At 71.4% G+C, this 25,816-nt stretch carries 21 protein-coding genes and 1 pseudogene; 12 read left to right on the top strand and 10 right to left on the bottom strand.

The features are described 5' to 3' along the window. Positions 1-476: 476 nt before the first annotated feature. A complete protein-coding gene (locus G412_RS40515; protein ID WP_078607090.1) occupies positions 477-725 on the bottom strand; it encodes a DUF3626 domain-containing protein in 249 nt (82 codons plus the stop codon). Positions 726-814: 89 nt separating this feature from the next. Then, positions 815-1,477: a GNAT family N-acetyltransferase gene (locus G412_RS34895; protein ID WP_037649072.1), complete on the bottom strand. Its 663-nt coding sequence runs from the start codon at positions 1,475-1,477 to the stop codon at positions 815-817. A 453-nt stretch (positions 1,478-1,930) separates the two neighbouring features. On the opposite strand from G412_RS34895, the gene G412_RS0117700 reads away from it, so the two are divergent. Next, on the top strand, positions 1,931-3,214 hold the full coding sequence (locus G412_RS0117700; protein ID WP_078607088.1) for an MFS transporter: 1,284 nt from the start codon (positions 1,931-1,933) through the stop codon (positions 3,212-3,214). Positions 3,215-3,236: 22 nt separating this feature from the next. On the opposite strand, the gene G412_RS0117695 is transcribed toward G412_RS0117700, so the two are convergent. Next, positions 3,237-4,196 (bottom strand): WYL domain-containing protein, encoded by a 960-nt coding sequence (locus tag G412_RS0117695; RefSeq protein WP_037649113.1) that lies wholly within the window; start codon positions 4,194-4,196, stop codon positions 3,237-3,239. 93 nt (positions 4,197-4,289) lie between these two features. On the opposite strand from G412_RS0117695, the gene G412_RS0117690 reads away from it, so the two are divergent. From G412_RS0117690 to G412_RS0117670, 6 genes and pseudogenes are all read left to right on the top strand, one after another. Then, a complete protein-coding gene (locus G412_RS0117690) occupies positions 4,290-5,009 on the top strand; it encodes an NADPH-dependent F420 reductase (protein WP_028813258.1) in 720 nt (239 codons plus the stop codon). A gap of 21 nt (positions 5,010-5,030) precedes the next feature. Further along, positions 5,031-5,141, top strand: a pseudogene (locus G412_RS39705) (VOC family protein); the annotation flags it as partial. An 18-nt stretch (positions 5,142-5,159) separates the two neighbouring features. After that, positions 5,160-6,338, top strand: a complete 1,179-nt coding sequence (locus G412_RS0117685; protein WP_028813257.1) for a winged helix DNA-binding domain-containing protein — start codon at positions 5,160-5,162, stop codon at positions 6,336-6,338. Between the two features lie 117 nt (positions 6,339-6,455). After that, a complete protein-coding gene (gene lon / locus G412_RS0117680) occupies positions 6,456-8,858 on the top strand; it encodes an endopeptidase La (protein WP_028813256.1) in 2,403 nt (800 codons plus the stop codon). A gap of 222 nt (positions 8,859-9,080) precedes the next feature. Continuing rightward, complete coding sequence (locus G412_RS37215) at positions 9,081-9,617, top strand: SAM-dependent methyltransferase (protein WP_051338426.1); 537 nt, start codon at positions 9,081-9,083, stop codon at positions 9,615-9,617. Between the two features lie 235 nt (positions 9,618-9,852). Further along, positions 9,853-10,347 (top strand): MarR family winged helix-turn-helix transcriptional regulator, encoded by a 495-nt coding sequence (locus G412_RS0117670; RefSeq protein ID WP_051338425.1) that lies wholly within the window; start codon positions 9,853-9,855, stop codon positions 10,345-10,347. A 220-nt stretch (positions 10,348-10,567) separates the two neighbouring features. Here G412_RS0117670 and G412_RS0117665 read toward each other — a convergent pair whose 3' ends face one another. After that, positions 10,568-11,350, bottom strand: coding sequence for a protein phosphatase 2C domain-containing protein (locus G412_RS0117665; RefSeq protein ID WP_028813254.1), 783 nt, complete (start codon positions 11,348-11,350; stop codon positions 10,568-10,570). A gap of 379 nt (positions 11,351-11,729) precedes the next feature. On the opposite strand from G412_RS0117665, the gene G412_RS0117655 reads away from it, so the two are divergent. The 5 genes from G412_RS0117655 to G412_RS0117635 all read left to right on the top strand — a co-directional run bounded on the left by G412_RS0117655 (position 11,730) and on the right by G412_RS0117635 (position 17,602). Continuing rightward, a complete protein-coding gene (locus G412_RS0117655) occupies positions 11,730-14,732 on the top strand; it encodes a sensor histidine kinase (protein WP_028813253.1) in 3,003 nt (1,000 codons plus the stop codon). Next, positions 14,729-15,214 carry a roadblock/LC7 domain-containing protein gene (locus tag G412_RS0117650; protein WP_028813252.1) on the top strand — a complete coding sequence of 162 codons (486 nt, stop codon included), beginning with the start codon at positions 14,729-14,731 and terminating at the stop codon, positions 15,212-15,214. The genes G412_RS0117655 and G412_RS0117650 overlap by 4 nt, the downstream gene beginning before the upstream one ends. Further along, positions 15,211-15,621, top strand: coding sequence for a DUF742 domain-containing protein (locus G412_RS0117645; protein ID WP_028813251.1), 411 nt, complete (start codon positions 15,211-15,213; stop codon positions 15,619-15,621). The genes G412_RS0117650 and G412_RS0117645 overlap by 4 nt, the downstream gene beginning before the upstream one ends. A gap of 85 nt (positions 15,622-15,706) precedes the next feature. Then, positions 15,707-16,315 (top strand): GTP-binding protein, encoded by a 609-nt coding sequence (locus G412_RS0117640; protein ID WP_028813250.1) that lies wholly within the window; start codon positions 15,707-15,709, stop codon positions 16,313-16,315. Positions 16,316-16,354: 39 nt separating this feature from the next. Then, positions 16,355-17,602: a styrene monooxygenase/indole monooxygenase family protein gene (locus G412_RS0117635; protein WP_028813249.1), complete on the top strand. Its 1,248-nt coding sequence runs from the start codon at positions 16,355-16,357 to the stop codon at positions 17,600-17,602. 241 nt (positions 17,603-17,843) lie between these two features. On the opposite strand, the gene G412_RS0117630 is transcribed toward G412_RS0117635, so the two are convergent. The 6 genes from G412_RS0117630 to G412_RS0117605 all read right to left on the bottom strand — a co-directional run bounded on the left by G412_RS0117630 (position 17,844) and on the right by G412_RS0117605 (position 25,696). Next, a complete protein-coding gene (locus tag G412_RS0117630) occupies positions 17,844-19,064 on the bottom strand; it encodes a C40 family peptidase (protein WP_028813248.1) in 1,221 nt (406 codons plus the stop codon). A 246-nt stretch (positions 19,065-19,310) separates the two neighbouring features. After that, positions 19,311-20,078, bottom strand: a complete 768-nt coding sequence (locus tag G412_RS0117625) for a hypothetical protein (RefSeq protein WP_028813247.1) — start codon at positions 20,076-20,078, stop codon at positions 19,311-19,313. 221 nt (positions 20,079-20,299) lie between these two features. Next, positions 20,300-23,503, bottom strand: coding sequence for an outer membrane protein assembly factor BamB family protein (locus tag G412_RS0117620; protein ID WP_028813246.1), 3,204 nt, complete (start codon positions 23,501-23,503; stop codon positions 20,300-20,302). An 84-nt stretch (positions 23,504-23,587) separates the two neighbouring features. Continuing rightward, positions 23,588-23,863, bottom strand: coding sequence for a hypothetical protein (locus G412_RS0117615; RefSeq protein WP_028813245.1), 276 nt, complete (start codon positions 23,861-23,863; stop codon positions 23,588-23,590). A 145-nt stretch (positions 23,864-24,008) separates the two neighbouring features. Continuing rightward, entirely contained in the window at positions 24,009-24,737 is a 729-nt protein-coding gene (locus G412_RS0117610) for a TetR/AcrR family transcriptional regulator (RefSeq protein ID WP_028813244.1), read from the bottom strand. A 29-nt stretch (positions 24,738-24,766) separates the two neighbouring features. After that, positions 24,767-25,696: an AurF N-oxygenase family protein gene (locus tag G412_RS0117605; protein WP_028813243.1), complete on the bottom strand. Its 930-nt coding sequence runs from the start codon at positions 25,694-25,696 to the stop codon at positions 24,767-24,769. Positions 25,697-25,816 lie beyond the last annotated feature (120 nt).

Genomic DNA, 25,816 nt, shown 5'->3' with positions numbered 1-25,816 from the left:
ACGCACACCACGCCCACGCCGGTGGAAGACCGGCCGACCGGGTCGACCTGCGGACCCTCGCGACTGCGGGTGGGGCGCGACAGTTGAATGGGGGGACTCGGCTGAGTACGGCGTCCACCCCGGCCGGTGATCGGCCGAACCACAAGCCCGTTGCTGGTGTGGCTGGGTGGTGGGCACCACTGCCCGTGGCCTCGGACGACCGGCGCCCTACGACCGGCGACCGCCCGGCCACCGTAGAGCTATGCGCCGGCGTGGGACGAAAACGATCCCGTGACGGCTGGAAGCGAAACGGCTGTGACGGGTGGAGTTTGTGGGGCATTGAGATTCATCAAGTGCGGGATTCGTCGCGCATCAACGGCCCACAACCGAACCACGTCAAGGCGGAGCTGGGCTGCTGCCTGGGCGGGCAATGATGCCTTGGCTCGCCAGCCCGCCGAACTCGGCGGGTCCGTAGAGTTGCGTACCCCCACTGCGTCTCATACGTCGCCCAGTTCCCCTCCGTACCGCGCGATTACATGCCACAACTGCTTGACGTACTGGAGCACCTCGTCCTGTGAGCCCACTCCGCCCAAGCCTCCGGCTCCCGTACGACGGAAGCCGCCGCGTGACCGAGTGCCTCGGCATTGAGTAACCAGCGCCTCCGCGTCGCGCGACAGATCGATATCGCCGTGCACCTGCGCCTCGATGTACGAGTCGAGCGCTCGGCCCGCAGTCGCACGTGGCAGGAGCCGAAACGCGGGGCGCCGCCCTCTGCGCCGGGGTGAGGCGAACGCGGTTCACCGTCCGTGCCATATCGGACCGAGGCAGGCTCCCCCTAGGTTGGGTCGGCCGAGTACGTTACGCCGACCAGCGGGGCGTACACCTGCCATCCCAGCGCCTCGTACAGCCCGCGCCCGTCCGTCGTCGCCCCCAGGACCCCGACCGTGGCGCCCTGTTCGTACGCCGCGCCCTGGAGCGTACGCATCACCAGCGCGCCCAGCCCCTTGCGCCGGTGCGCGGCGTCGGTCTCGACCTGGTCCACGACTGCGGTCCTGCCGGTCGGCGCGACCTGGCCACGTGCGGCGAATCCGCCGTCAGGGGCGAGGGCAAGGAGGCGGGTTACGCCGCCCCTGCGCCAGGACTTGAGCGTGTAGCCGTCCGGGGCGGCGGTTTCGGGCGACGGCCGTAGTGGTGTTGTCATCAGCCAGCCGGGTCCGTCGGATATCCACTCCCGGCCGAGCCACGGCATGACGGTGTCCGGCTCCAGGAACATCTTGAGCGAGACGGCCGGCGCGCCGTACGCCTCGGCCAGCTTGCGGACCGTCGCCTCGTCGGCGTGGGTCATGACGTGCCGGGTGGCATGGTGCGGGAGCCCGACGTCGACCGTGAGGCCCCAGGGCTGCGGCACCGGGTCCGCCGCGCCTCGCGACACTACCCAGCCGTCGACCCAGGCGCGGACGGCGTCGGCGGTCGAATCGAACGGCTCCTGCTGCGTCATCCGCACTCCTTGGGTAATAGATCATACTGCGCGGCGTCCATTACATGGTATGCGCTCGGCAGCGCGAGAGACCGTGTGGGGTCTCCCCGGTGGCCTGTGCGGTGGGGCTGTGCCTGGCCGGTGGAGCTGGACCTGCGGCGTGAGGATTGCTCCGGCTGTCAGCCGCCGAAGCTGTGCGGGCCGGACCGGGGACCGGTCGTTTGCAGCGGGCCCAAATCGCCTTTCTCGCCGAGCCGTCGAGGGTTAGTGTTCGGTGCGGCGAGTGACCAATGAGGAGCTAAGACATGCCCGGTCGTCCGAGCGCGCGTTGACGTTGTAGGCCGTCATCGGCTGCCTGTCATCGCGTGCTGCCCTTGATGTCGCGGCACAGCGAGCCTTCCCCTGCCTGAATCGCAGGCGCACCTGGTGTGCGCCGGGTTATGGGCCTCGTCGTCGGCATTACGAGGGATCTTCGTGCCGTCCGCTTTCTCTGATGTGTCCGGTTCCAGTCGATCTGTTGCGCCACGTCTGTGGCGGGATCGCGACTTCCGCAGACTCTGGGTGGGGCAGACGGCCTCCCAGCTCGGCGAACACACCGCTCTGGTCGTTCTCCCGCTCTTCGCCGTCCTGACGCTCAACGCCGGCGCCGGCGAGTTGGGCGTCCTGCGCGCGGTGGGGCAGGCGCCGCTGCTGTTGCTCTCGCTCTTCGTCGGCGCCTGGGTGGACCGGTGGCGGACCCGCACGGTGATGGTGCTGACGGACGCCGGCCGAACCCTGATACTGGGCGCCGCCGCCGCGGCCGGTCTCCTCGGTTGGCTCGGCCTGCCCGTGCTGCTCTTGGTCGCCTTCGCCGTCGGGGCTCTGTCCGTGTTCTTCGACGTGGCATACCAGGCTTCTCTCGTACGGCTGGTGAAACGCGATCAGTTGCTGCGGGGCAACAGCGCGCTTGAGGGCAGCCGGTCCGCGGCGCAGATTGGCGGTCCCGCCCTCGGCGGTGCGTTGGTGTCACTGCTGTCGGCGCCGATCGCTGCCGCCTCCAGCGCGGTGTTTTTCGCGCTGTCGTTCCTGTCGATCCGACGGATCCGCCGGACCGAATCGATCCCGGAACGCTCGGAACGTCCCCCTCGGCTATGGCGGCGGATCCACGAGGGCCTCCGCTTTGTCGTCGGCGATACCTCGCTGCGGACCGTATGCCTCGCCTCGGCCGCCTTCCAGTTCTCCTTCGCGGCCATGATGACCGTCTATCTGCTCTTCCTGCCGCGGGAACTGCACCTGTCGGGCACCACCGTCGGGCTGGCGCTTGCGGCGACGGGACCGGGCGCGCTCCTGGGCTCGGTGCTCGCCGCCCGCTTGCCGAGCCGGTTCGGTTACGGCACGGTGCTCGTGGCCGCGGCGGCACTCGGCGACGGAGCGTTCCTGTGTGTGCCCGCGCTGCACGGCTCCTCGGCGGTGACGGTTTCCGCGCTGCTGGCGATCAACTTCGTGTTCGGGACCGCCGGCCAGTTGGTGAATGTCACGGTCATGGCGGTGCGGCAGGCCGTCACTCCTGACCGGATGCAGGGCCGCGCGGCCGCGACGATCACGTTTGTCGGCATGGGGATGGCCCCGCTCGGCTCCCTGCTCGGCGGATTTCTCGCGATGGAGTGGGGGTTGCGCACCAGTCTCCTGGTGACGGCCGCGGGCATGATGTTGTCTCCCGTGCTCATGGCTCTGTCCCCGCTCGCACGGCTGGGACGGGCGCTTCCGGGTCCGCTGTGACCGCGTGCCGCCGGCTGCGGTGTCAGCTCATGGCGTGCAGGGCGCGGTGGGCGGTGGCGCGGAGGTGGTCGATGATCTCGGGGTCGGCGTCGAGGGTGTAGTCCCAGTCGAGGCCGGCGAGGGTCTGGGCGATACGGGGCAGGTGGTCGTCGGAGGCGTCGAGGCGGCAGGTGTGCTCGTCGATGGGGGTCAGGCGGGTGGCCAGGCCACGGGTGCGGGCGTGTACCTGGTCGACGGGGGCATGGACGGTGGCGATGGCGCGGTAGCGGGTGGGGGCCGTGGACAGTCGGCTTGCCACGAAGGCGGCGGGGTCGTCGCCGGGTACCGCGCGGGCCGGGACGCGCCGGCCGGTGGGTACGGCGTCGGTGGTGCGGTCGAGGCGGAAGAGACGCCAGTCGTCCTTGTCGGTGTCGTAAGCGAGGAGGTACCACAGGCCGCCGGAGTCGACCAGGTGGCACGGCTCGACGCGGCGCCGGGTAGCGGCGTGGTGGCGGGTGGTGTAGTCGAAGGTGATGATCTCGTGGTCGCGGCAGGCGACGGCGAGCGTGGCCAGCAGGGCGGGGTCGGCGCGCGGCCCTCGTTCCTCCCAGGTGATGTTGGCGAGGGAGGTCTGCAGGGCGGTGACCTGGCCGCGCAGGCGGCTGGGGAGGACCTGTTCGAGTTTGGCCAGGGCCCGTAGGGCGGACTCCTCGATGCCGGTGAGGCCGCCGGCGGCGGTGCGCAGGGCCACGGCGACGGCGACGGCCTCCTCGTCCTCGAGGAGGAGCGGCGGCAGGTCGCTGCCGGAGGTGAGGCGGTAACCGCCGGCGTGGCCGCGGGCGCTGTCGAGGGGGTAGCCGAGGTCGCGCAGGCGGTCGATGTCGCGGCGGACGGTGCGTACGGTCACCCCCAGGCGTACGGCCAGGTCGGCGCCGGACCATTCCCGCCGGGTCTGGAGCAGGGACAGCAGTCGCAGCACGCGGGTGGTCATGTCGCTCGTCATGAATTCCATCATGGCGGTGTTAGAGGACATGCTCTGTCCTGAAATGGTCCTACGGTGGAGATGTCCGAACGGAGCAAATCGGGAGATTCCACCATGAAGATCGCTGTGCTCGGTACCGGCGGCGGGGCCCGCGCCCACATCGCCAAGCTCGCCGAACTGGGCCACGAGGTCCACGTCGGTACGCGCGACCCCGAGGCCACCCTGGCCCGCACCGAGCCCGACATGATGGGCACCCCGCCCTTCAAGGAGTTCCTCGCCGAACACCCCGGCATCGAGCTGCACTCCTTCGGCGACGCCGCGGCCGCCTCAGACGGTCTGGTGATCAACGGCATCGACGGCCACAACGCCGTCAAGGCGCTGTCCGTCATCGCCGACCAGCTCGCCGGCAAGACGCTCATCGACTACGCCGTCCCGTTCGTCTACCAGCACACCCCGGAACATCCCTGGCCCACGCCGTGGGGGATCATGCCGAAGCTGGACCCGTGCGACAGCGACAGCCTCGGCGAGCAAATCCAGCGCGCCCTGCCCCGGACCAAGGTCGTGAAGTCCTTCGTCACCCAGGAGCAGACCACCGTCGTCAACCCGGCGAGCGTCGGCGCCGGGGATCACACCATGTTCGTCGCCGGCGACGACACGGGCGCCAAGCAACAGGCCACGGAGCTGCTGAGGTCCTACGGCTGGACCGACATCCTCGACCTCGGCCCGCTCGTCTGCGCCCGCGGCATGGAGATGTACGCACACATGCACTCCGCCATCGGCTTCGGCCTGGGCCACCAGTTCGGCGGCCACTTCGGCATCAAAGTCGTCCGCTGACCTGGCGCGGCGGCCGAGACGTGCCTTGTGGAACTGGGCGCCACCAAACCCGGCCACCAACCAGGCGGAAAGCACTCGACGGTCCTCTTCGACCCCTCGAGCCAGCCCTTCTGCGTCCACGACACCCACTGAAAGCACCCCACTCACCGCATGACCACCCTGCCCTCCATCACCCCCGGCCAGCGGCGCGACCGCCTCGTACGCCGTCACCTCCTCGCACCATCCGTGCGGGAGAAGACAGCCGAGGCGGTCACGGAGGCCTTGGTCGGCCTGCACGCGACCGACCCTGCCACCGTGTTCCTCGCCGCGGCCGCCCGCATGCGCCGGCCCACCGCCGCCGCCATCGAACGGTCCCTCTACGCCACGCCCACCGGCGTCCCGGTACTGGAGCGCATCCGGTGCATGCGCCGCACCATGTTCGTCGTCCCCGCCCAGCTCGCCCCGACCGTCCAGTCCGCGACCGTCCGTGACGCCACACGCCACCGCACCGACGCCATGGCGAAACTCCGTGACGGCGTTGGGTGGGACGAACCGCGTTACACGGCAGTCGAGCAGGCCACAGTCGCCGCTCTCACCGCGCGCGGTGAGGCCACCGCGGCCCAGCTCGCCGCCGACGTACCCGACCTGCGCGAGCAGATCGTCACCTTCCCCGGCAAGCCGTACGAGTCCCGCCAGCGCGCCAGCACACCGGTCCTCGGTGTACTCGCCGCCGAGGGCCGTATCCGCCGCTCCCGCCCCGCCGGCTCGTGGACCTCCGCCCAGTTCCGCTGGGCCCCGGCCCGGCCCCTTTCACACCTACCTGACGCGGAGGCGAAGGCCACGCTCGCCCGCCACTACGTGAAGGCGTTCGGCCCCGTCACCGCCGACGATGTGAAGTGGTGGACCGGCTGGAACCTCACCGACACCCGCAAGGCCCTGGCCGCCACCGGAGCCCAGGCCGTCGAACTCCACCACGGCACCGGCTACCTCCTGCCCGAAGACCTCGACGCCGAGCCGCCCCTCGAACCCGCGGCCGCTCTCCTGCCGGGTTTGGACCCCACCGCCATGGGCTGGCGCCACCGCGACTGGTACCTCGACCCCGCCCACGCCAAGGCCCTCTTCGACCGCAATGGCAACATCGGCCCCACCACCTGGTGGAACGGCCGCATCGTCGGCGCCTGGGCCCAGCACCCCGACGGCCACATAAACCACCACTTCCTCACCGACATCGGCCGCGAAGCCCGCGCCGCCGTCGACACCGAAATCGAGCGGCTTACCGCCTTCTTCGACGGCACCCGCGTCACACCCTGCTACCGCACCCCTCTCGAACGCCGCCTCGCCACCCGCTGAGCAGCACCGCAGGACAAGGGTGATCGCTGACAGCGAACGGCCGCGCGGCCGGGGAACATTCGGATGCGCCTAAGCATTGAGTCGGCATAGCTCAAGTTCACTGCCGAAGGGGAGATCATGGCATCGACGTCCAATCCGCTCACCCTGCCCGTGCTGCCGCTCGATGACGAGGTCGTGCTGCCGGGAATGGTGGTGCCTCTGGACCTCTCCGACACCGACGTACGCGCCGCCGTGGAGGCCGCCCAGGCCGCCGCCCGTTCCAGTGGCAACAAGCCGCAGGTCCTGCTCGTTCCGCGCATCGACGGTACGTACGCCGCGATCGGCGTCCTGGGCACGGTCGAGCAGGTCGGGCGGCTTTCCGACGGTGACCCCGGCGCCCTGATCCGTGGCCGCAGCCGCGTGCGGATCGGTGCCGGGACGACCGGACCCGGCGCCGCGCTGTGGGTCGAAGGCACGGGCGTCGACGAGGCGGTGCCCGATCCCCTCCCCGGAGCGGTCACCGAGCTGGTCAAGGAGTACAAGGCACTCGCCACCAGCTGGCTGAAGAAGCGCGGCGCCTGGCAGGTCGTCGACCGTGTCCAGCAGATCGAGGACGTCTCCGCCCTCGCCGACAACTCCGGCTACTCGCCCTTCCTCACCACCTCCCAGAAGGTCGAGCTCCTCGAGACTGCCGACCCGGTGCTCCGGCTCAAGCTCGCCGTGAAGTGGCTCAGCGAGCACCTCGCCGAGCAGGACGTCGCCGAGTCCATCGCCAAGGACGTGCAGGAGGGCGTGGACAAGCAGCAGCGCGAGTTCCTGCTGCGCCGCCAGCTCGACGCCGTACGCAAGGAACTGCGCGAGATCAACGGCAAGGACGGCGAGGACGAGTCCGACGACTACCGGGCCCGCGTCGAGGCCGCCGACCTTCCCGAGAAGGTGCGTGAAGCCGCCCTCAAGGAAGTCGACAAGCTGGAGCGGTCGTCCGACCAGTCCCCCGAGGGGTCCTGGATCCGGACCTGGCTCGACACCGTTCTTGAGCTGCCGTGGACCGAGCGGACCGAGGACCAGTACGACATCCGGGGCGCCAAGGCGGTCCTGGACGCCGAGCACGCCGGCCTGGAGGACGTGAAGGAGCGCATCACCGAGTACCTCGCGGTGCGCAAGCGCCGGGCCGACCGCGGACTCGGTGTGGTCGGCGGTCGTCGCGGCGGCGCCGTGCTCGCGCTCGTCGGGCCGCCCGGCGTCGGCAAGACGTCGCTCGGCGAGTCCGTCGCGCACGCGATGGGCCGCAAGTTCGTACGGGTCGCGCTCGGCGGCGTACGCGACGAGGCGGAGATCCGCGGACACCGTCGTACGTACGTCGGGGCTCTTCCGGGGCGGATCGTGCGCGCCATCAAGGAAGCCGGGTCGATGAACCCCGTCGTCCTGCTCGACGAGATCGACAAGGTGGGGTCCGACTTCCGCGGCGACCCGGCCGCGGCGCTCCTCGAAGTCCTCGACCCCGCCCAGAACCACACGTTCCGCGACCACTACCTGGAGGTCGAGCTGGACCTCTCCGACGTGGTCTTCCTCGCGACCGCCAACGTCCTGGAAGCGATCCCGGAGGCGCTGCTCGACCGCATGGAGCTGGTCAGGCTCGACGGTTACACGGAGGACGAGAAGGTCGTCATCGCCCGCGACCACCTGCTGCCGCGCCAGCTGGAGCGGTCGGGCTTGGAACCGGGCGAGGTCACGCTGGACGAGTCCGCGCTGCGCAAGCTGGCGGGGGAGTACACCCGCGAGGCGGGCGTACGGAACCTGGAGCGGTCGGTGGCACGCCTCCTGCGCAAGGTGGCGGCCAAGCACGAGTTCGGCGAGCAGGAGCTGCCGCTCACGATCACGGACGGTGACCTCCGCGCCCTGATCGGCCGGCCGCACCACGTCCCCGAGTCGGCCCAGGACCCGTCGAAGCGCCGTACGGCGGTTCCGGGCGTGGCCACCGGTCTCGCCGTCACGGGTGCGGGCGGTGACGTGCTCTTTGTCGAGGCGTCGCTCGCGGACGAGGAGACGGGCGGAGCCGGTCTTACCCTCACGGGCCAGCTCGGCGACGTCATGAAGGAGTCCGCCCAGATCGCGCTGTCCTTCCTGCGCTCGCACGGCGCGGAACTGGAGCTGCCGGTCGCCGACCTGAAGGACCGTGGCGTACACATCCACTTCCCGGCGGGCGCGGTACCGAAGGACGGCCCGAGCGCGGGCATCACGATGACGACGGCCCTCGCGTCGCTGCTGTCCGGGCGGCTGGTCCGTACGGACGTGGCCATGACGGGCGAGGTGTCCCTGACCGGGCGCGTCCTGCCGATCGGCGGCCTGAAGCAGAAGCTGCTGGCGGCGCACCGGGCGGGTACGACGACGGTCGTGATCCCGAAGCGGAACGAGGCCGACCTGGATGACGTCCCGGCCGAGATCCTCGACAAGCTGGAGATCCACCCGGTGACAGACGTCCGCCAGGTCCTGGAGATCGCGCTGACTCCGGCAGAGGTACGGGTGCCGGCGGCGGCGTGACGGACGCCGCCGGTGGCCCGGCTGTGGCAAGCCCCCTGCTCCCCTCGCCCGAGGGGACGGGGGGCTTCCGCTTGCTTGAGGCGCTGGGGAGGCGCTGGGAAGGGGGCTGGGGAGTGGCTGGCGAGTGGCTGTGCCTTCCGCGCGGAAAGGCAGGTAATCGGATACAACGGAGATAGGACGCGAACGGTGGTGGAGGGGCGACGGTGAGGGCGAGGTGGCGGCATGGGCGTTCCGGAGCGGCTCACGGTGGCTGTCGACCTGCTCGACGTACGTCCCGGCGATCGCGTTCTGGAGATCGGCTGCGGGCGCGGTGTCGCCGCCGAGCTGATCCTCCAGCGCCTGCCGCGCGGCGAGTTCGTGGGGCTTGACCGCTCCGAGGTGGCTGTAGCGGCGGCGAGTGAGCGCAACGCCGATGCCGTGTCGGCGGGCAGGGCCGCGTTCCGCCACACCGCCCTCGCCGACGCCGACCCCGACTCGCTCGGCCGTTTCGACAAGATCCTCGCCGTTGACGTCAACGTCTTCTGGACCGGAGCGGCCACCCGCGAGCTGGAGGTCGTCACCCGTCTGCTTCGTCCGTCGGGCAGCCTGGTGCTCTGTTACGCACCACCGGACCGCGCGCAGGTCGCGAAGGTGAAGGGCCTGCTGCTCACGCACCTGAGCGACGCCGGTTTCATCGCCACCGCGACGACGCATCCGCTCGCCGGTGACTCGTCCCTGCTGGCCGTGGTCGCGACGGCCGCGCGGCTGTCGGCGGACTGACGCCGCGCAGGTCTTCCAGCAGCCGGTCGCCGTGTAGATGACGGCGTCGCAGCCGCTGCAGTCCTTGTAGGTGTGAGGCTGCTGTCGTCCACGCCCTCGGGCTTCTTGGCGGCGTCGGTGGCGGTGGCCGCGCCGGGGGTCCGGGTGCCGCTGTTGGTCTACTCCTGCGAAATACTGGCCGAGCTGCGGCAATGGACGCTGGTGAAAGAAATCTTCAGGGTGAGGAAAGCGCGCAATGAGTTCCGACGTGCACGGAAACGGAAGAGCGGATGACGGGCGCGTGGCGGAGGGGAGTGGTGTGGACCGCGAATTCCTCGCGCTGGAGCGTGAATTGGCTGTGTTTCTGCGCCGGGCCCGGGCGTCTTCCGGCGACATGGCCCGCGAGGTCCACCCCGAGCTGGAGCCGGCGGCGTACGGGCTGCTCGTACGGCTCGACGAGGCGGACCGGCAGCGGGCCACGGAACTGGCCGCGTGGTTCGGCGTGGGCAAGGCGACGATGAGCCGGCAGCTTCGGGCCCTGGAAGACCTCGGCCTGGTCACACGCGAGCCCGACCCGGCGGACGGGCGGGCGTCGCTGGTCGCGCTCACTGAGGAGGGGCGGGCTCGCTTCCGGCGGGTGCGCGATGCGCGGCGCGCCCGGTACGTGCGCAAGCTGGCGGGCTGGGACCGGGCGGAGGTGGCGGAACTGGCGCGGCTGCTGCACCAGTTGAACGCGAGGGCGGAGGGGTGAGAGACCCTGCTCCTCAAACGCCGCAGGGCGTCCGGGGGTCTGGGGGCTTGCCCCCAGTTTCGGGAAGGGGCGGGTAGGGGAACAGCGCCGCAGGCAACCCGCACCCGAACCCACCCGCACCGGCACCCGCACCCGCACCCGAACCCACCCGCACCCGAACCCACCCGCACCCGCGCCCGAACCCCCACCCCCACCCGCGTCCGCACGGCACCCGCCCCCCTCACAGCTCCGCGTAAACCACCGCCGCGTCGTCGTGCCGTTTCCAGCGGCGTACCAGCGGGGTGGCCGACTCCGCCCGCTCCAGCGCCCGCACGCGGTCGATCAAACCCTGCGCGCCCTCCTTGCGCAGTACGCCCACACAGTCCCCCCAGTCCCCCTCCCCGAACATGTCCACCCACCGCGACGCCCCGTCGCTGAGCGCCGCCAGGGCCCGTACCTCCGTCCGTGCGGTCACCCCCGTCACCGCCAGCCCGGCCACCGCCGGATCCGCTGCCGCCGTGAAGAAGCCGCCCTCGGCGTTGCGCAGGGCGTCGGTCGCGGCGAGGGAGGCGAGTACCTCAGGGGGGACGCGGTCGAGGCGGTCGTCGAGTACCGCGCGCACCCCGCCGTCCGGGGACTCCAGCAGCAGTACCGAGTCCGACAGCACCAGGTGTTCGATCTCGTCCGTGCCCCAGCGCGCCAGGACCACCGTCGCCTGGGGCGTGCGCACGTGAGAAAGGTCACAGGTGTCGCGGTGGGCTTCGGCGGTGCGGCGAATGGCCTCCGCCAGGACCTCGGCAAGGCTCAAATCCCGCCGCGAAGCGGACAATTCGAGTAGCGCGCCACCGAGCCGGGCGGCGAACCAGGGGACCGGATGGACACACCCGTAATCGCCCGCCGGAGGCGTCACGCCGTCCAGCAGTACGAGCGCTCCACCCTGGCCGGCGGCAGGCAGGGCGACAGACGCCCAGTCCTCGTTGGGGCGTTCGGGGTCGCCGGGGGCCGTGGCCAGTTCGAAGCGCATGCGGCCAAGTCTGCCCGAGGCGGCGGGGCGCCGCCCGAGGGCTATCCCGCGGTGCCCAATTGGCCCGTACCAGCAGGTGAGCACGGGTTTATGGGTGGAATGAGGCACTCCGCGAAGCTGCGGGGGCGCATCTTGCCAAAGGCTGGGCGGAACTTCCAACCCGCGCTCCGCGCGCCCGCGAGACGATTCGGAACGGGAGTTGTTCGCCAACTCCTGATTGATGTTCACTCGTTCAGGTGGCGGAGCGCGTGATGCGCGGCTTCTTCCCAAAAGCACTGGAATGGTCTGAAGCCATTCCTGGGGTGGGGGCACACCCTTGTGTGACCAGTCGTCACCTCGGCCACGTGAGCAGACGAGCCAAGCAAGAATGCGAGCACCGGTGCAGAAAAAGCGGCCTCGGGGCGATAGCGGTAATGGCGAGCGGACCGAACGCACCGTACGGGTACGCAGTCGGCTGGTCGCCGGCGTGGCCGTCGTCGGCGTCACTGTTCTCGCCGCCGGTACCCCCGCCATCCTCAGCGCCTCCTCGGAACTCTCCGAATCCCAGCGTCTGGTCACCCTCGCCGAACTGAACCGGCAGGCAGTCACCCTCGCCCACTCCCTCGCCGACGAACGCGACGACGTCACCGCGTACATCGCGGCCGGACGCGGCGACGGCGACGGCAGCGGTACCGGGGACGGCGGCAAGAACAAGGGCCTCTCGGAGAGCCACAGCGCCCGCGTCGACCGGCAGATGGACGAGATCGAGCTCGTGGCCCCCGCCGGCCTGCGCCGCGACCTGGCCAGGATCCCCGGCATCCGCAGGTCCGCCCTGACCGGCAAGGGCACCGCGCTGGAGGCCCACAAGGCGTACACCGAGGCGATCGAGAAGCTCCAGGACCTCGCCGACGAGCTCGCCGACAAGACACCCCCGCGCGCCGCCGAGGCCACCCGCGCGCCCGCCGCGCTCGGTCAGGCCGTCGAGCAGGCCGCCGCCACCCGCGGGCTGCTGCTCGCCGCGCTCTCCGTGCCGCGTGAGAACACCGGCAACCGCATCGACCCCATCACCGGACTCCTCGTCCCGGCCGAGGAGGACCCGGACTCCGAGAGCGTCCGCACCCGCAACGCGCTCAGCGCCGCGGCCCAGCAGTCGCGCGTACGCGAACTCGCCGCGCTCGCCGACTTCGACCAGGCCGCCGGGCACGCCGCCCGCGAGTCCCTCAAGACCACCGTCACGGGGCCCGAGGTCAAGACCGCCGACCGGTTCCTCGCGCGCCTCACCGACCAGCCGCAGCTCGCCGACGACGAGCTGGCCACCGACCGTACGAAGGCGGAGGCCGCCCTGTCGGCGCGTATCGACCTGATGCGCGGCGTCGAGTCCTCCCTCGGCTCGGCGCAGGTGAACCGGCTCTCCCAGCTCCGCGACGACGACGTCACCGCGCTGGAGATCCGGATCGCCCTGGCCGGTGCCTGCCTGCTGATCGCCATCGGCGTCAGCACAGCCGTCGCCCGTACGCTCACCCAGCCGCTGGCCGTACTGCGCCTCGGCGCCGCGCGGCTGGCCGCCGAACCGCGGACCGCGGGCGAGGCCGTCGAGCCGGTCCGCTACACCGGACGCAACGACGAGTTCGCCCAGGTCGTACGCTCCCTCAACACCCTCCACGGCAGGCTCGCCGAGGTCGGCGCCCGCGCGGAGAAGCTCTCCGCCGACCGTACGCACCTGATCGGCCAGCGCGAGACCCTCGCCACCCAGCGCGCCGAGCTCCAGGAGCAGCTCGCCGAGGCCGCCAAGCAGCTGGAGCGGATGCGCCACACCGTCAACTCCACCTTCGTCAACCTCTCGCTGCGCACGCTGGGCGTCGTCGAGCGCCAGCTCGGAGTCATCGAGAGCCTGGAGGAGCGCGAGCAGGACCCGGAGCGCCTCTCGACCCTCTTCAAGCTCGACCACATGGCCACCGTCATGCGCCGCCACGGCGAGAACCTGCTGGTCCTGGCCGGTACGGAGCACGGGCAGGGGCAGCAGGCCCCGGTGCCGCTCGTCGACGTACTGCGCGCGGCGGTCAGTGAGATCGAGCGGTACGAGCGGGTGGCCATCCAGTCGATCCCGCCGCACGCCCAGGTCGCGGGCTTCGCCGCCAACGACCTCAGCCACCTCCTCGCGGAACTCCTGGAGAACGCCACCGCGTTCTCCCCGCCGGACGCCAAGGTCGAGCTCTCGGGCTGGCTCCTGGAGAGCGGCGAGGTCATGCTCTCCGTACAGGACGAGGGCATCGGCGTACCGCCGGACCGGCTCACGGAGCTGAACGCGCGACTGGCCGCACCGGGTTCGTACGAGCCGGGCGACGGCACCGACGGCGGCATCGGACTGCACGTGGCCGCGTTGCTGGCGGCGCGGCACGGCGTACGGGTGACGCTGCGTGAGCAGAAGCAGGGCGGCATCGCCGCGGTCGTCGTACTGCCCGACGCGCTGCTGCCTTCCGCGCCGCCGGCGGCCGTGCCGCCCGCGGTGCCGGTGGCGGGGGACGCGCCCACGCTGAACCTGCCCGGCTCTGTCGCGGAGGCGAACTCCAACGCGCTGCCGGGGCGTTCGGACGCGGCGCCCGGGGATCGGATGCGGCGGGCGGGCCTGAAGGACCCGCTGGTGGAGGCGGCCGAGCGGACGATCCGTGCGGACGCGGAGCAGACGCAGCAGGAGCCCGAGCCCGAGCCGGCGGTGGCCGAGGCCGAGGCGATCCAGCCGACGGACGACGCCGAGCCCGCTGAGCCGGCTGAGCCGGCTGAGCCGGCTGAGCCTGCTGAGGCCGCCGAGCTCGCTGAGCTGGCCGAGCCCGCAGCGCCCCTCGCGCGCATCGAGTCCGCTGCGATGCCGACGCCGACATCGACGCCGACGCCGCCCCCCGGCCCCTACGCCATCGGCCCCGACGCACATGAACGCGCCGCCGACGGGAACGCGGACACCGAGGCCCCGGTCGACGCATCGACCTGGGCCGTGCGGCTGCCCAAGCAGTCCGCCGCACCCGAAGGCGAGATGGACGCGGGCAAGGAGGCGGACAGCGACACCGACGACACCTCCGAGCCGCCCGCCCCCGCCAGGACAAGGGTCGAGCCGGTCACCGACAAGGGGCTGCCCAAGCGCACCCCCAAGGTCGTCAAGTCCGGCCCCGCGGAGCCCGAGGAGCGTTCCGCCGCCGTCGACGCGGACGACCTGCGGCGCCGGCTCGGCGGCTTCCACCAGGGCGCGATCAAGGGCCGCCGCGACGTCGAGGCAGAGATTTCAGAGGCAGAGATTTCATCCGACGGGGACCGTACAGAGACCGCGACACAGAGCGCGGCAGAGAGCACGACAGACAACCGGACCGAGACCACTACCGAGGGGGACACAGTTGAGGAGGCACGCAGTTGACTGCGTCCAGCACATTCGGGCTGAGTAGCGAGGCCCGCAATCTCCACTGGCTGTTGAGCAATCTCGTCGACGAAGTGCCGGGTCTCCTCTCGGTCGCCGTCGTGTCGTCCGACGGGCTGCTCCTCCTGTCCTCAGACCCTGCGCAGAACGTCGGACCGACCACCCCTTCCGTCCGCCAGGACGGCCCGAAGGGTTCGAGCGCCGACCTGGCGACCATCGTCTCGGGACTCGCCAGCCTCACCCAGGGCGCGGCGAAGCTGATGGACGGCGGCGGCGTCAAGCAGACGATGATCGCGATGGAGTCGGGAAGCCTCTTCGTCATGTCGATCAGCGACGGCTCGCTGCTCGGCGTGCACGGATCGCCGGACTGCGACATGAGCGTCGTGGCGTACCACATGGCGCTCTTCGTCGGCCGCGCCGGCCACGTCCTCACCCCCGAACTCCGCAGTGAGCTGCGCAAATCGCTGGAGAGCGCCCTGTGACGCCGCCCCCCACCCCCTCCAAACTTCCGGTACGGGGCGACGGCCGCAGGCCCGCCCGCGTACGCCCGTACTCGCTCACCGGCGGTCGCACCCGCTTCACGCACGTCCTGCTCGTCGAGACGTTCGTGGCGGCGATCGAGGCGCCCGAGGAGCGGCGCGAGCTGACCAACGGCGGCCTCCAGACGCGCGTCATGCCGGAGCTGCGGGCCATCGTCGAGCTGTGCCGCCGTATGCGTACGGTCGCGGAGATCTCCGCACTGCTGAAGATGCCACTGGGCGTGGTCCGCGTGCTGCTCAGCGACTTGGCCGACCAGGGAAAGATCCGTGTGTACGGGACCGGGCACGCCCCCGGCCAGCCGAACCGCGCGCTGCTCGAAAGGGTGCTGAGTGGACTCCGTCGTCTCTGAGACCGCTACCGGGACGGGGACCCGGACCGCCAATGCCCGCACCACCGGGCACACACCGTCGGTCCCGGCCCAGCCGCAGGTACCCCTGCCGGCCCTCCCGCCCGAGGCGGACGAAGGCGCCCGTGACTGGCAGACCGACCGCACGCGGGCCCCGATAGCCACCAAGATCGTAGTGGCGGGCGGCTTCGGCGTAGGCAAGACCACGTTCGTCGGCTCGGTCTCCGAGATCACCCCGCTCAAGACCGAGGCGGTGATGACCACCGCGAGCGAGCGGACCGACGACCTCACCGCCACGCCGGACAAGACCACGACGACCGTCGCGATGGACTTCGGCCGCGTCACCCTCGACGACGACCTCGTGCTGTACGTCTTCGGAACGCCCGGCCAGCAGCGGTTCTGGTTCATGTGGGACGACCTGGTGCGCGGCGCGATCGGTGCGGTCGTCATGGCTGACACCCGCCGTCTGTCGGACTGCTTCCCCGCGCTCGACTACTTCGAGAGCTGCGGGCTGCCGTACATCGTCGCCGTCAACCACTTCGAGGGAACGGCGGCGTATGAGGCCGAGGACGTCAGGGAAGCCCTGACAGTGCCGCCGCACGTACCGGTCGTGATCATGGACGCGCGCAAGCGGATCACGGTGGTCGAGTCGCTGCTCGCCCTCGTCGCCCACGCGCTCACCACCACGCCCGAATAGCGCGTACCCCCGAACAGCTAATCAACGGAGAATCCCGTCATGCGGAAGATACTCATAGTCGGAGCCGGCCAGTCCGGTCTCCAGCTCGCCCTCGGACTCCAGACCCGCGGGTACGAGGTCACCCTGATGTCCAACCGCACGGCGGACGAGATCCGGTCGGGCCGGGTCATGTCGACGCAGTGCATGTTCCACACCGCCCTCCAGCACGAGCGCGACCTCCAGATCAACTTCTGGGAGTCGCAGGCCCCGAAGATCGAGGGCCTCGGCGTATCCGTCGCCGCCCCCGACTCCTCCCGCGCCATCGACTGGGTCGGAAAGCTCGACGGGTACGCCCAGTCCGTCGACCAGCGCGTGAAGATGGCCGGCTGGATGGAGACGTTCGCGCAGCGCGGCGGGCAGCTCGTCATCCACGGCGCGGCCGTTTCCGACCTCGACTACTTCTCCCGTACGTACGACCTGGTCATGGTGTCGGCGGGCAAGGGCGAGCTGGTCTCGATGTTCGGCCGTGACGCGTCCCGCTCGCCGTACGACGCCCCGCAGCGCGCACTCGCTGTGGCGTACGTCCACGGGCTCGGCCCGCGCCCCGAGCACCCGGAGTTCGACGCGGTCCGCTGCAACCTGGTGCCGGGCGTCGGCGAGCTGTTCGTCATGCCGACGCTCACCACGTCCGGCCGCGCGGACATCCTCTTCTGGGAGGGCATTCCGGGCGGCCCTGTGGACGCGTTCAAGGGCGTCAAGGACCCGGCCGAGCACCTGTCCCTCACGCTGGAACTGATGGAGAAGTTCCTGCCCTGGGAGTACGCGCGAGCGACGAAGGTCGAACTGACGGACGCGAACGGCACGCTGGCCGGCCGGTACGCCCCGACCGTACGCAACCCCATCGGTCGCCTTCCGTCCGGCGGCCTGGTCCTCGGTGTCGCGGACGTGGTCGTAGCGAACGACCCGGTCACGGGCCAGGGCTCCAACTCCGCCTCCAAGTGCGCGGCGTCGTACCTCTCCTCGATCACGTCGCACGGTGACCAGCCGTTCGACGAGGCGTGGATGCAGTCCACGTTCGACCGGTACTGGGACACGGCGCAGCACGTCACGAAGTGGACGAACGCGATGCTGGGCGTTCCGCCGGAGCACGTCCTGAACCTGATCGGTGCGGCAGGCGACCTCCAGCCCGTGGCCGACCGCTTCGCGAACGGCTTCAACGACCCGTCGGACTTCGAGAACTTCTTCTACGACCCGGAAAAGACGACGGCGTACCTGTCCTCGGTCACCGGAGCGTCGGCGGGGGCGTAGCTTTCGGGCGGGTGCGGGTGCGGGTGCGGGTGCGGGTGCGGGTGCCTGCGGCGCTGTTCCCCTACCCGCCCCTTCCCGACACTGGGGCAAGCCCCCAGGCCCCCGGACGCCCTGCGGGCGTGTCCTCAAACGCCGGACGGGCTGGACTGTGCTGTGCGCGGCTCAAACGAGCCGCGCTCAGCCAGATCAACCCCGCCTCACGACTTCCGGCCCCTCGCCTCGCAACTTCCCCCCCGCAGGGCTATACCCCCGGCGCCGACTCCTCCCCGTAGCCTCGGTCAGCGCCCGCCGACGCGCCGCGTGGCAGCTTCGGTGGGGTGTAGGACGGGAGGGGGTTCAGCTGGGGGTCTGGGCGGACCGCGCCCAGGAGGGGGTTTGCCGCGATGGGGGAGACCTTCACTCGGGAGCCGGGACGCGGGGCCTGGACGACCAGGCCCTTGCCGAGGTAGATCGCCACATGCGTTGCCTTGGGGAAGTAGATCACCAGGTCACCCGGCCGCAGATCCGGCAGCGCCACCTTCGGCAGCTGCCGCCACTGCTCCTGGCTCGTCCGCGGAATCGCCCGCTCCGCGTGTGCCCACGCCTGCGAGGTGAGCCCCGAGCAGTCGAAGGAGCCCGGCCCCTCCGCACCCCACACGTACGGCTTCCCGATCTGCCGTACGGCGTACTCCAGCGCCCGGTCCCCTAGCCGCGACGGCGCCCGCACAGCGGCCGAGCCGGGGCTGCCGAGTGCGCCGGAGGCGAGCAGGTCGCGCTGCGCCGCGCCGGTCCTGCGCTCCTCCAGCCGCGCCAGACCGGTCAGCTGCTCCTCCGTCAGCGACGCCAGCAGCGCCTCCACCTCCCCGAGCCGTGCCCGCACCGCGTCGCGCTGCCTCTTCTGTTTCCTGGCGAGCGTCTGCTGTTTGTCGAGAGCGGACCGTTCCCTGGTCGCCAGCTCGTCCGCCCGCCGCTCGCCGCGCTCCAGCCGCGCGATCGTCGCCGCCCGGACGTCCGCTGCCCGTTGGAGTACGTGGCCCTGCGTCAGGGCGTGCTGCGGGTCCCTCGCCAGCAGGAGCCGCAGGTACGGGGAGAGGCCGCTCAGCCCCTGGTACTGCTCGCGCGCCAGCCGGCCCGCCGCGCCCCGGCTTTCGGCGAGCGCGATCCGCGCCCTGGACAGGCCCGCGGTCACCCTCTTCACCTCGCCGAGCTGCTTCTTGACGGACTCCTCCGTCGCCTTGTACGTCTCACTGGCCTCTTCGGCCCGCTGGTACAGCCGCTGGAGCTCCGTCAGCAGCTCAGCGACGGTCGCCTTCCCGGGCGCGCGAAGCACCACGGGTGGTGCGGGAGCGGGGGACGGTGGGGAGGGAGGAAGAGGGGTGGGTGCGCCCGGTGCCGCCGCGGTGGCTGGGGCCGGCAGTGGCGTGAGCACCGTGGCGGCGGCCAGCGCCACCGTACAGACGGACTTGGCGAGTCTGCCTGACACGTCATCACCTCCGGTTCGCGGCCGGGCGGTCCGGCCCATAGGTGATGATGTGCGGCGGCGTCGGGACGGTGAGCGGGTGACTGGGCGGGTTGGGCCAACGCCGTCACCCGTCGAGGGGCAAAGCGGGGAGCGTCCGGCGTGGCTGCCGGGCCCCGGCCGGGAGTGGAGCGAGGGGAGCGGAAAGGGCGCGACCCCGCCCCCCGGCGAGGGGGACGGGGTCGCGCCGGTTCAGCTCTGGAGCGATGGTCAGCCGAGCTTGGCCAGCTGCGCCTCGATGGCGTCCTTCGGCTGCTCCGACTTGCCCGAGAAGCTCTGCGCGAAGAAGGAGGCGACCGTGTTGCCCTTGCGCACCGTCACCAGCTGGGCCGAGCCGGTCTCGCCCTCCAGGTCGGTCGTCAGGGTGAAGGCGACCGCCTCGTCACCGCCGGTGTAGGAGGCCGGGGTGACCTTCGTGTACTTCATCTTGTCCGGGCCGGCGGTCGTGGTGAAGCCGCCAGCGCATGCCTTGCCGGCGGTGCGCAGCCCGGCGAGGACCTCCTGGGCGCTCTTGCCGTCGTACGAGCCCAGGGTGTCCGTCATGATCACCGCACCGCTGAGGGCTCCCAGACCGGCCTTCAGCTTGTCCTCGGGCGAAGCGTCCTTGCCCGGCTTCTCGGGCACGCTGGAGACCCTGCGTACCGAGGTCGCGGCGGGCGAGCCCAGAGGACGCATCCAGGTGGCGTCGAGGAGCGGCTTGCACTCGGCCTTGTCGGTGGTGGCGATCTTCGACGCGGCGAGGTCCGCCTTCAACGGCTTCATGACCTTGTGGTTCTTCGCGTCACCGTCCGCCAGGATGAGCTTGTCCAGTTCAGCCTGCGACAGGGCCTTCGCGGCGGGCTCGGCGGCCGCGCTGTCCTTGCCCTTCGCCTCGGGGGTGGCATCGGCGGACTTGTCGGCTCCGCAGGCACTGACAAGCAGGGCCAGCGAGATCGCGGAGGCGGCGACGGCGGTACGGCGGACAGTGGTGCGACGCATGGAAAGGCATTCCTCTGGTTCGACGAAATCGGTGAACGACGTTCGCCCCGCGCGAAGTTCACCGGCCGGTGACACGCGGAATCTGTTGTGACCAGTGAACTTACGGCCTGCATCGGCCTGGTGATCAACAAATTGGGCTCGCCGTGTCGATTGTGATGCCTGTGCAATCCCAGAGGCATGGAATCGAAACGCGTTTCGGTACAACCCTTGCCCGCCTGCCCTCAGCCGAGCGGCAGCGCGTAGAAATTGCGGCCTCGCCACAGCACGGCCCTGCTGCCTGATGTCAGTGCCCCGTACGAGGCGCCGGCGGCCTCGTCCTCGTCCTTTGCGCCCGGCGCCGTGACGCCGGAGTCCTGGAACTTCCACAGCCGCTGCCCGTCGCGCGCGCCGATCGCCGTGGCCTGCGTCGCGTTGAGTGCGAAGACGGTACGGCCGCTGCCGCTGAGGGAGAGCCGGGGGACGGACCCGCCGGGGTATTCCGTGGCGCGCTTCCACTGCTGGGCGCCAGATGCCGTGTCGACGGCGTACACCTCGTTGTGGCCACTGGGGACGTACAGCGTCTTGTCGCGTACGACGCCGGGGCCGAAGCCGAAGGGGGCGTCGCCGGCGGGGCCCGAGGCGTCCTTGAGCTGCCAGAGCTTCTTGCCGTTGCGGGTGTCGTACGCCTGGAGGTTTCCGCGCACCGCCGCGTAGAGCCGGCCGGAAGGGTCGTCCGTGGCGCCCGCGTCGGGGCGTACGCCGGGGAAGAACTTGCGCCACAGTGTCTTGCCGGTCCTGCGGTCGATGAGGATGAAGGCCGACTTGCCCTTCGCCTTCTTCTTCTGGTCCGCGGTGAGGGAGCCGGTGTCCTGGCGGACGAGCAGGCTGCCGGGGCGGATACCGACCGCCTCGTAACGCGGGACGGGGCCGGGGCGGCCGTTCGGCATCTCGGTCCGCCACAGCTCCTTGCGTGCGGCCATGTCGTACGCGAAGAGGTACGTCCGCGTGCGCGTCACCTTGCCCTTCTTCCCGCCCAGTGTCTCGACCCTCCCGGAGAACCAGACGACGGGGCCGTCCGCGGCCACCCTCCCGCCCAGCGTGGCGCGGGTGTCCTTCCGGCCCTTCGTCAGGAGGGGCGCGTACGCCGCACGATGCCTGACCAGCCCGTCCTTCGCGGACAGCCAGAGGAAGTCGGTGGAGGTGACGACGAAGCAGTGAGTGCTGTCGGCGACCTCGGGGCCGTACGTCGTACCGGCGGCCTTCTGCTCCCACAGCCGGCGGCCGGTACGCGTGTCCAGCGCGGTCGTCAGTTCCTCGCCGGGGATCAGGAGCACCTGGTCGCGCCAGAGGCGGGCGGGTGGGCCGTCGGCCGCGAGGGCGACGGGGTGCTGGTAGTGCCAGAGCGGGTCGGGGGCAACGCCCGGCAGTGGCTTGCGGCTTGCGGCGGGCTTGGGGGCGTCGTCGTCCGTACGGGCCGGGGGCGCGTCGGCGTCACCGCCGGAGAGGGCGAGCGCTGCGCCGCCGCCCACGAGGAGCCCTGCGGCGCCGGCGGCGACCCCGGTGAACAGGCCGCGCCTGCTCAGGCCGCCGCCGAGCCGGTCGCCGGCGCGGGTGGGTGTGTGGGCGGGCGCGGGGGGCGGCAGCGGCGCGGGCTGGGTGGGTGCGGTGGCTGCCGGCGGCAGGGTGAGTGCGGTGGCGGGGTGCGAGAGGGGAGGTGCGGGGGCGAGCGGACCCACGACGCCTGAAGCGCTGGGCGCCTGTCCGGCGGGTCGCGGGGCGGCGGGGTCTCGCGGGGGGAGGCTCGGGCCTCGGGACGCCACAAGCCGGCGGGTTACGCCGCTGAGGTTCTCGGTGGGTTCTTCGGCACCACGCCGCGCCACGAGCCGCCGGGTCAGCCCATCGGGAACGTCGGTGGTGCGGGAAAGGTCGGTGGCGCCGGAGAGGTCGGTGGCGCAGGGAGGGTCGGTGGTGCGGGAAACGTCGGTGGTGCGGGAAACGTCGGGGGCGCGGGAAACGTCTGTGGCGCCGGGAGGGTCTGTGGCGCTGGAGTGGTCGGCGGTGCCGGAGTGGTCTGCGGTGCGGGAGAGGTTGGTGGCGCCGGAGTGGTCTGCGGTGCGGGAGAGGTTGGTGGCACCGGAGAGGTCTGCGGTGCGGGAGAGGTCGGCGGCGCCGAAAACGTCTGCGCGGGAGAGGTCGGTGGTGCGGGAAACGTCGGCGGCGCCGGAAACGTCTGTCGTGCTGGTGGGGCCCGCGGCGCTTTCCCCCGCCCGTCCATTCCTGGCTGTGGCATTCGCGGCTCCGCCGCGTGAGGGGGCAAGCCCTCCGGCCCCCGGACGCCCTTCGGGTGTGTCCTCAAGCGTCGGGCGGGCTTGATGGCCGTTGGGCGGTTCGGCTTGGGTTTCGCGGGGACCAGCGGCGGTTGGCCGGCGGGCGTCGCTTGCTGCCGGGTGCGTTGGATCTTTCAGCCCGTCCGGCGTTTGAGGACCGGGGTCCGGGGCGGAGCCCCGGTTACGGGAAGGGGCGGATAGGGGAACAAGCGCGTGCAGCCCCGCGCCCGGCCCCGGATCCGCCACCCGCGCCGCCTGGTCCGCCAGCGCCGCTACCAGGCCGCCCGGCAGCCAGCCCGGCCGGGCCAGCGCCGCCGCTCCCTCCAGGGCCAGCTCCGCTGCCAGCGTGCCGGGGGCCGGGCGGTCGGCCGGGGACTTGGCCAGGCAGCGGGCGATCAGCGTGCGCAATTCGGCCGGTACCGCCGCGAGTTCCGGCTCCGCGTGCGCGATACGGTCGGCGGCGCCGGCCTGCGGCCCCGCCGCCCACGGGGTCGCACCGGTCGCCGCGTACGCCAGCAGCAGGCCGAGGACGAAGATGTCGGACGCGGGGCCGGGCTCCCGCCCCGCCAGCTGCTCCGGGGTCAGATAGCCGAGACGTACGGACAATTGGCCACCCGGCCCCGCTTCGGCGGCCGCCGCCGCGCCCAGCGCACCGAACGCCGTCAGGCGCGGCCCGTCGGCGGCCAGCAGCACGGTGTCCGCCGCGAGGCCGTGGAGTACGGCGCCGGTGGCGTGCACCCGGGACAGGGTCTCGGCGAGCGCGGCGCCCAGGACGCGTACGGTCGGCTCCGGCAGCGGCCCGGCCAGCGCGACGGCCTCGGCGAGGTTCAGCGCGGGTACGTAGTCGGTCGCCGTCCACAGGTCGGGGCCGTCGGTGCGGGACGCGAGCGGGGCCTGCACCCAACCACCGGCCAGCCGTTCGGCCGTCTGCGCCTCCGTCTGGAAGCGGCGGCGGAACGCGGGCAGGCCGGCCAGCTCCGGGCGGGCCACCGCGACCACGGCAGTCGTACCGTCGGGACCGTGCGCCAGGTACTGCACGGCGCTCGCCGTCTCGCGCAGGCGCGACAGCAGGGCGTACGGCCCGATTCGGCGTGGATCGTCCTGACGCAGCGCCTCCAAGGCGCACCCCCTGTGATCACCGTGGTCACCGTGCCGGGGCCGCTCCTTCGGACACGGCGGCCACGTCCGGCACAACCGCCGATCTTATGGGTTGCTGTCCGGTTTCGACCAGGGCCACCTGGGCCGGTGGCGCTCGCGGCCGCCGGGCGCGTACTCGTACTTCCAGCCGCGCTGGAGCCCCAGCCGCTTGCTGTACCCGGCGGGAACGCGCAGGTACGCGTGCACGGTCGGCGGCCCGCCGTCGTCGTCCGGCACGGGCACCTCGTACCACTTCGGCGGGTGTCCGGTCGGCCCGACGAGGACCGGCAGCACCCGCCCGTCCAGGGGGCCGCCCACGAAGGGCGTGTTCTCGCTTCTCACCCGGCCAGTCTCGCAGGCTGAGCAGCGCGCGCAGGCTGAGCAGGGTGAGCAGGCTGAGCAGGGTGAGCAGGGTGAGCAGGGCGAGCAGGGCGAGCAGGCTGAGCGAGGCGAACAGGGCGCGCAGGGCGCGCAGGGGGTGAGGCCGTCAGAGCAGGTGTGCCGCTTCCTCGATCACCGGGATCACCCGCCGCGCCAGCACCCCCGCCGGGCCGTCCGCCGTCTCCGTCGCCAGCGCCGCCCGCGTCACGGCCGCCGTCTGCGCGTCCGTCGCCGCGGTCACGGTCAGCAGCGCGACGAAGTGGTCGACCAGCCAGTCCCGCAGCTCGCCGGCCGGCGGCTGCTTGTCCTCGTCCAGCCAGATCAGGGAGGCCGCCTCGACGGCCGTGATCCAGGTGCGGACCATCATCCGCAGCCGCGGCCCGGCCGTCCCCGCGACGCCGAGGTGCGTCAGGATCTGCTCGGCCGCGGCCCGCCGCACCCCGTCGACGGTCGCGGTCGTACGGGAGGTCTCGGCGACGCTGCCGCCCTGGAGCAGCGCGCTGAACCCCGCGTCGTGCTCATCGACGAACGCGAGATAGCGGTCGAGGGCGCGGGTGAGCCGCCGGGTGAGCGGCCCGGTCTGCGGTTCGGCGAAGCACAGCTTCAGCTCGTCGGCGGCGGAGCCGAGCGCGGCCTCGTACAACTGCTGCTTGCCGCCCGGGAAGTAGCGGTACACGAGCGGCCGCGACACCCCCGCCGCCTCCGCCACGTCGTCCAGCGAGACGTCCTCGGGCGCCCGGTGCGCGAAGAGGGACAGCGCGGCGCCGAGGAGCTGCCTGCGACGCTCCTCGACGCTGAGTCTGCGGTACGCGGGTGTCGTCGCTGCCGGGGTCATGTCGGCAGCGTAACCCCACATTTGACCGTTTACGCGAGGAGCCCCGAGCTCTTCCAGAGCCTGCGGCCGACGCCCTGGAGCACACCGATGTCGTCCAGGAAGTCGGTGAGCCGCTTCGCGCCGTTCTGCATGACCTCCGTGCGGTGGCCGCTCGCCCTGACCTGGGCGACGGCCTCGCGGCGGTCGAGGCCGACGTTCTCGTACACCTTCGGGTTGACGAAGCACGTCGAGAAGACGCGGGCCGCCTCGCCGCAGCTCACCCGGGTCAGTTCGCGCTCCCAGGCGGGCGCGGTCACCATCTGGCGGCGCAACTCCTCGCGGGCGTACCGGACATGGCGCGCCTCCTCGACCACGTGGATGCGGGTCACGCCGCGCACGAGGGTCTGGACGCGCTCGTCGGGGAACGTCAGCCGCTGCATCCAGTCGAGGATCTCCTCACCGAGGAGTGTGGCCGCGAAGGACCCCGGCGTGGTCGAGACGGTCTTCAGGACGCGTGCGAGGTTGTGGTAGAGCCTCGGCACTGGGTACGAGGGCGCGCCGCCCTTCTGGATCATCTTGGCGAACATCATCGAGTGCCGGCACTCGTCGGCTATCTCGGTGAGCGCGTAGCGCACGTGGTTGCTGGTCACGGACTTGTCGTAGATGTGCCTGACCAGCAGTTGCATCAGGATGATCTCGAACCAGATGCCGAGGGAGGCGAGCGACGCGGCCTCGTGCCTGGCCAGGTCCATGCGCTGCTCCTCGGACATCTTCCGCCACAGGGGGGTGTCGTAGAGCGATACGAGCTCGGGCGGCCAGAACCACTTGCCCTCCTCGATCGGGGCGGCCCAGTCGAGTTCCGTCTCAGGGTCGAAGGAGTGCTTGGCGGACGACTCCAGCAGTCGCTCGGCGACCTGCTCACGGTCCTTGAGGAGGCCGAGTGCGTCCCTGAGTACGTCGCGTTCGGTCACTGTCGTCATGGCGGGGGGCACCTCACGGGCTGGGTTACCGGGGGTCACAGCTACGTTCCTCTTATGAGACTGCTTGTCAGCAAGGCAGTCAATCCCTTGTGCGCGACTTGTTGACCCGTCGTCTACCAA

Source organism: Streptomyces flavidovirens DSM 40150 (assembly GCF_000429085.1).
GTDB lineage: Bacteria > Actinomycetota > Actinomycetes > Streptomycetales > Streptomycetaceae > Streptomyces > Streptomyces flavidovirens.
The sequence above is the reverse complement of the archived record's forward strand: the minus strand, read 5'-3'. Positions and strand labels throughout refer to the sequence as shown.

Coding starts and splice junctions, on each gene's coding strand:
- G412_RS34895 (WP_037649072.1), bottom strand. CDS start 1,477: ATGACGCAGCAGGAGCCGTTCGATTCGACCGCCGACGCCGTCCGCGCC.
- G412_RS0117695 (WP_037649113.1), bottom strand. CDS start 4,196: ATGACGAGCGACATGACCACCCGCGTGCTGCGACTGCTGTCCCTGCTC.
- G412_RS0117690 (WP_028813258.1), top strand. CDS start 4,290: ATGAAGATCGCTGTGCTCGGTACCGGCGGCGGGGCCCGCGCCCACATC.
- G412_RS0117685 (WP_028813257.1), top strand. CDS start 5,160: ATGACCACCCTGCCCTCCATCACCCCCGGCCAGCGGCGCGACCGCCTC.
- lon (WP_028813256.1), top strand. CDS start 6,456: ATGGCATCGACGTCCAATCCGCTCACCCTGCCCGTGCTGCCGCTCGAT.
- G412_RS37215 (WP_051338426.1), top strand. CDS start 9,081: ATGGGCGTTCCGGAGCGGCTCACGGTGGCTGTCGACCTGCTCGACGTA.
- G412_RS0117670 (WP_051338425.1), top strand. CDS start 9,853: ATGAGTTCCGACGTGCACGGAAACGGAAGAGCGGATGACGGGCGCGTG.
- G412_RS0117665 (WP_028813254.1), bottom strand. CDS start 11,350: ATGCGCTTCGAACTGGCCACGGCCCCCGGCGACCCCGAACGCCCCAAC.
- G412_RS0117635 (WP_028813249.1), top strand. CDS start 16,355: ATGCGGAAGATACTCATAGTCGGAGCCGGCCAGTCCGGTCTCCAGCTC.
- G412_RS0117625 (WP_028813247.1), bottom strand. CDS start 20,078: ATGCGTCGCACCACTGTCCGCCGTACCGCCGTCGCCGCCTCCGCGATC.
- G412_RS0117610 (WP_028813244.1), bottom strand. CDS start 24,737: ATGACCCCGGCAGCGACGACACCCGCGTACCGCAGACTCAGCGTCGAG.
- G412_RS0117605 (WP_028813243.1), bottom strand. CDS start 25,696: ATGACGACAGTGACCGAACGCGACGTACTCAGGGACGCACTCGGCCTC.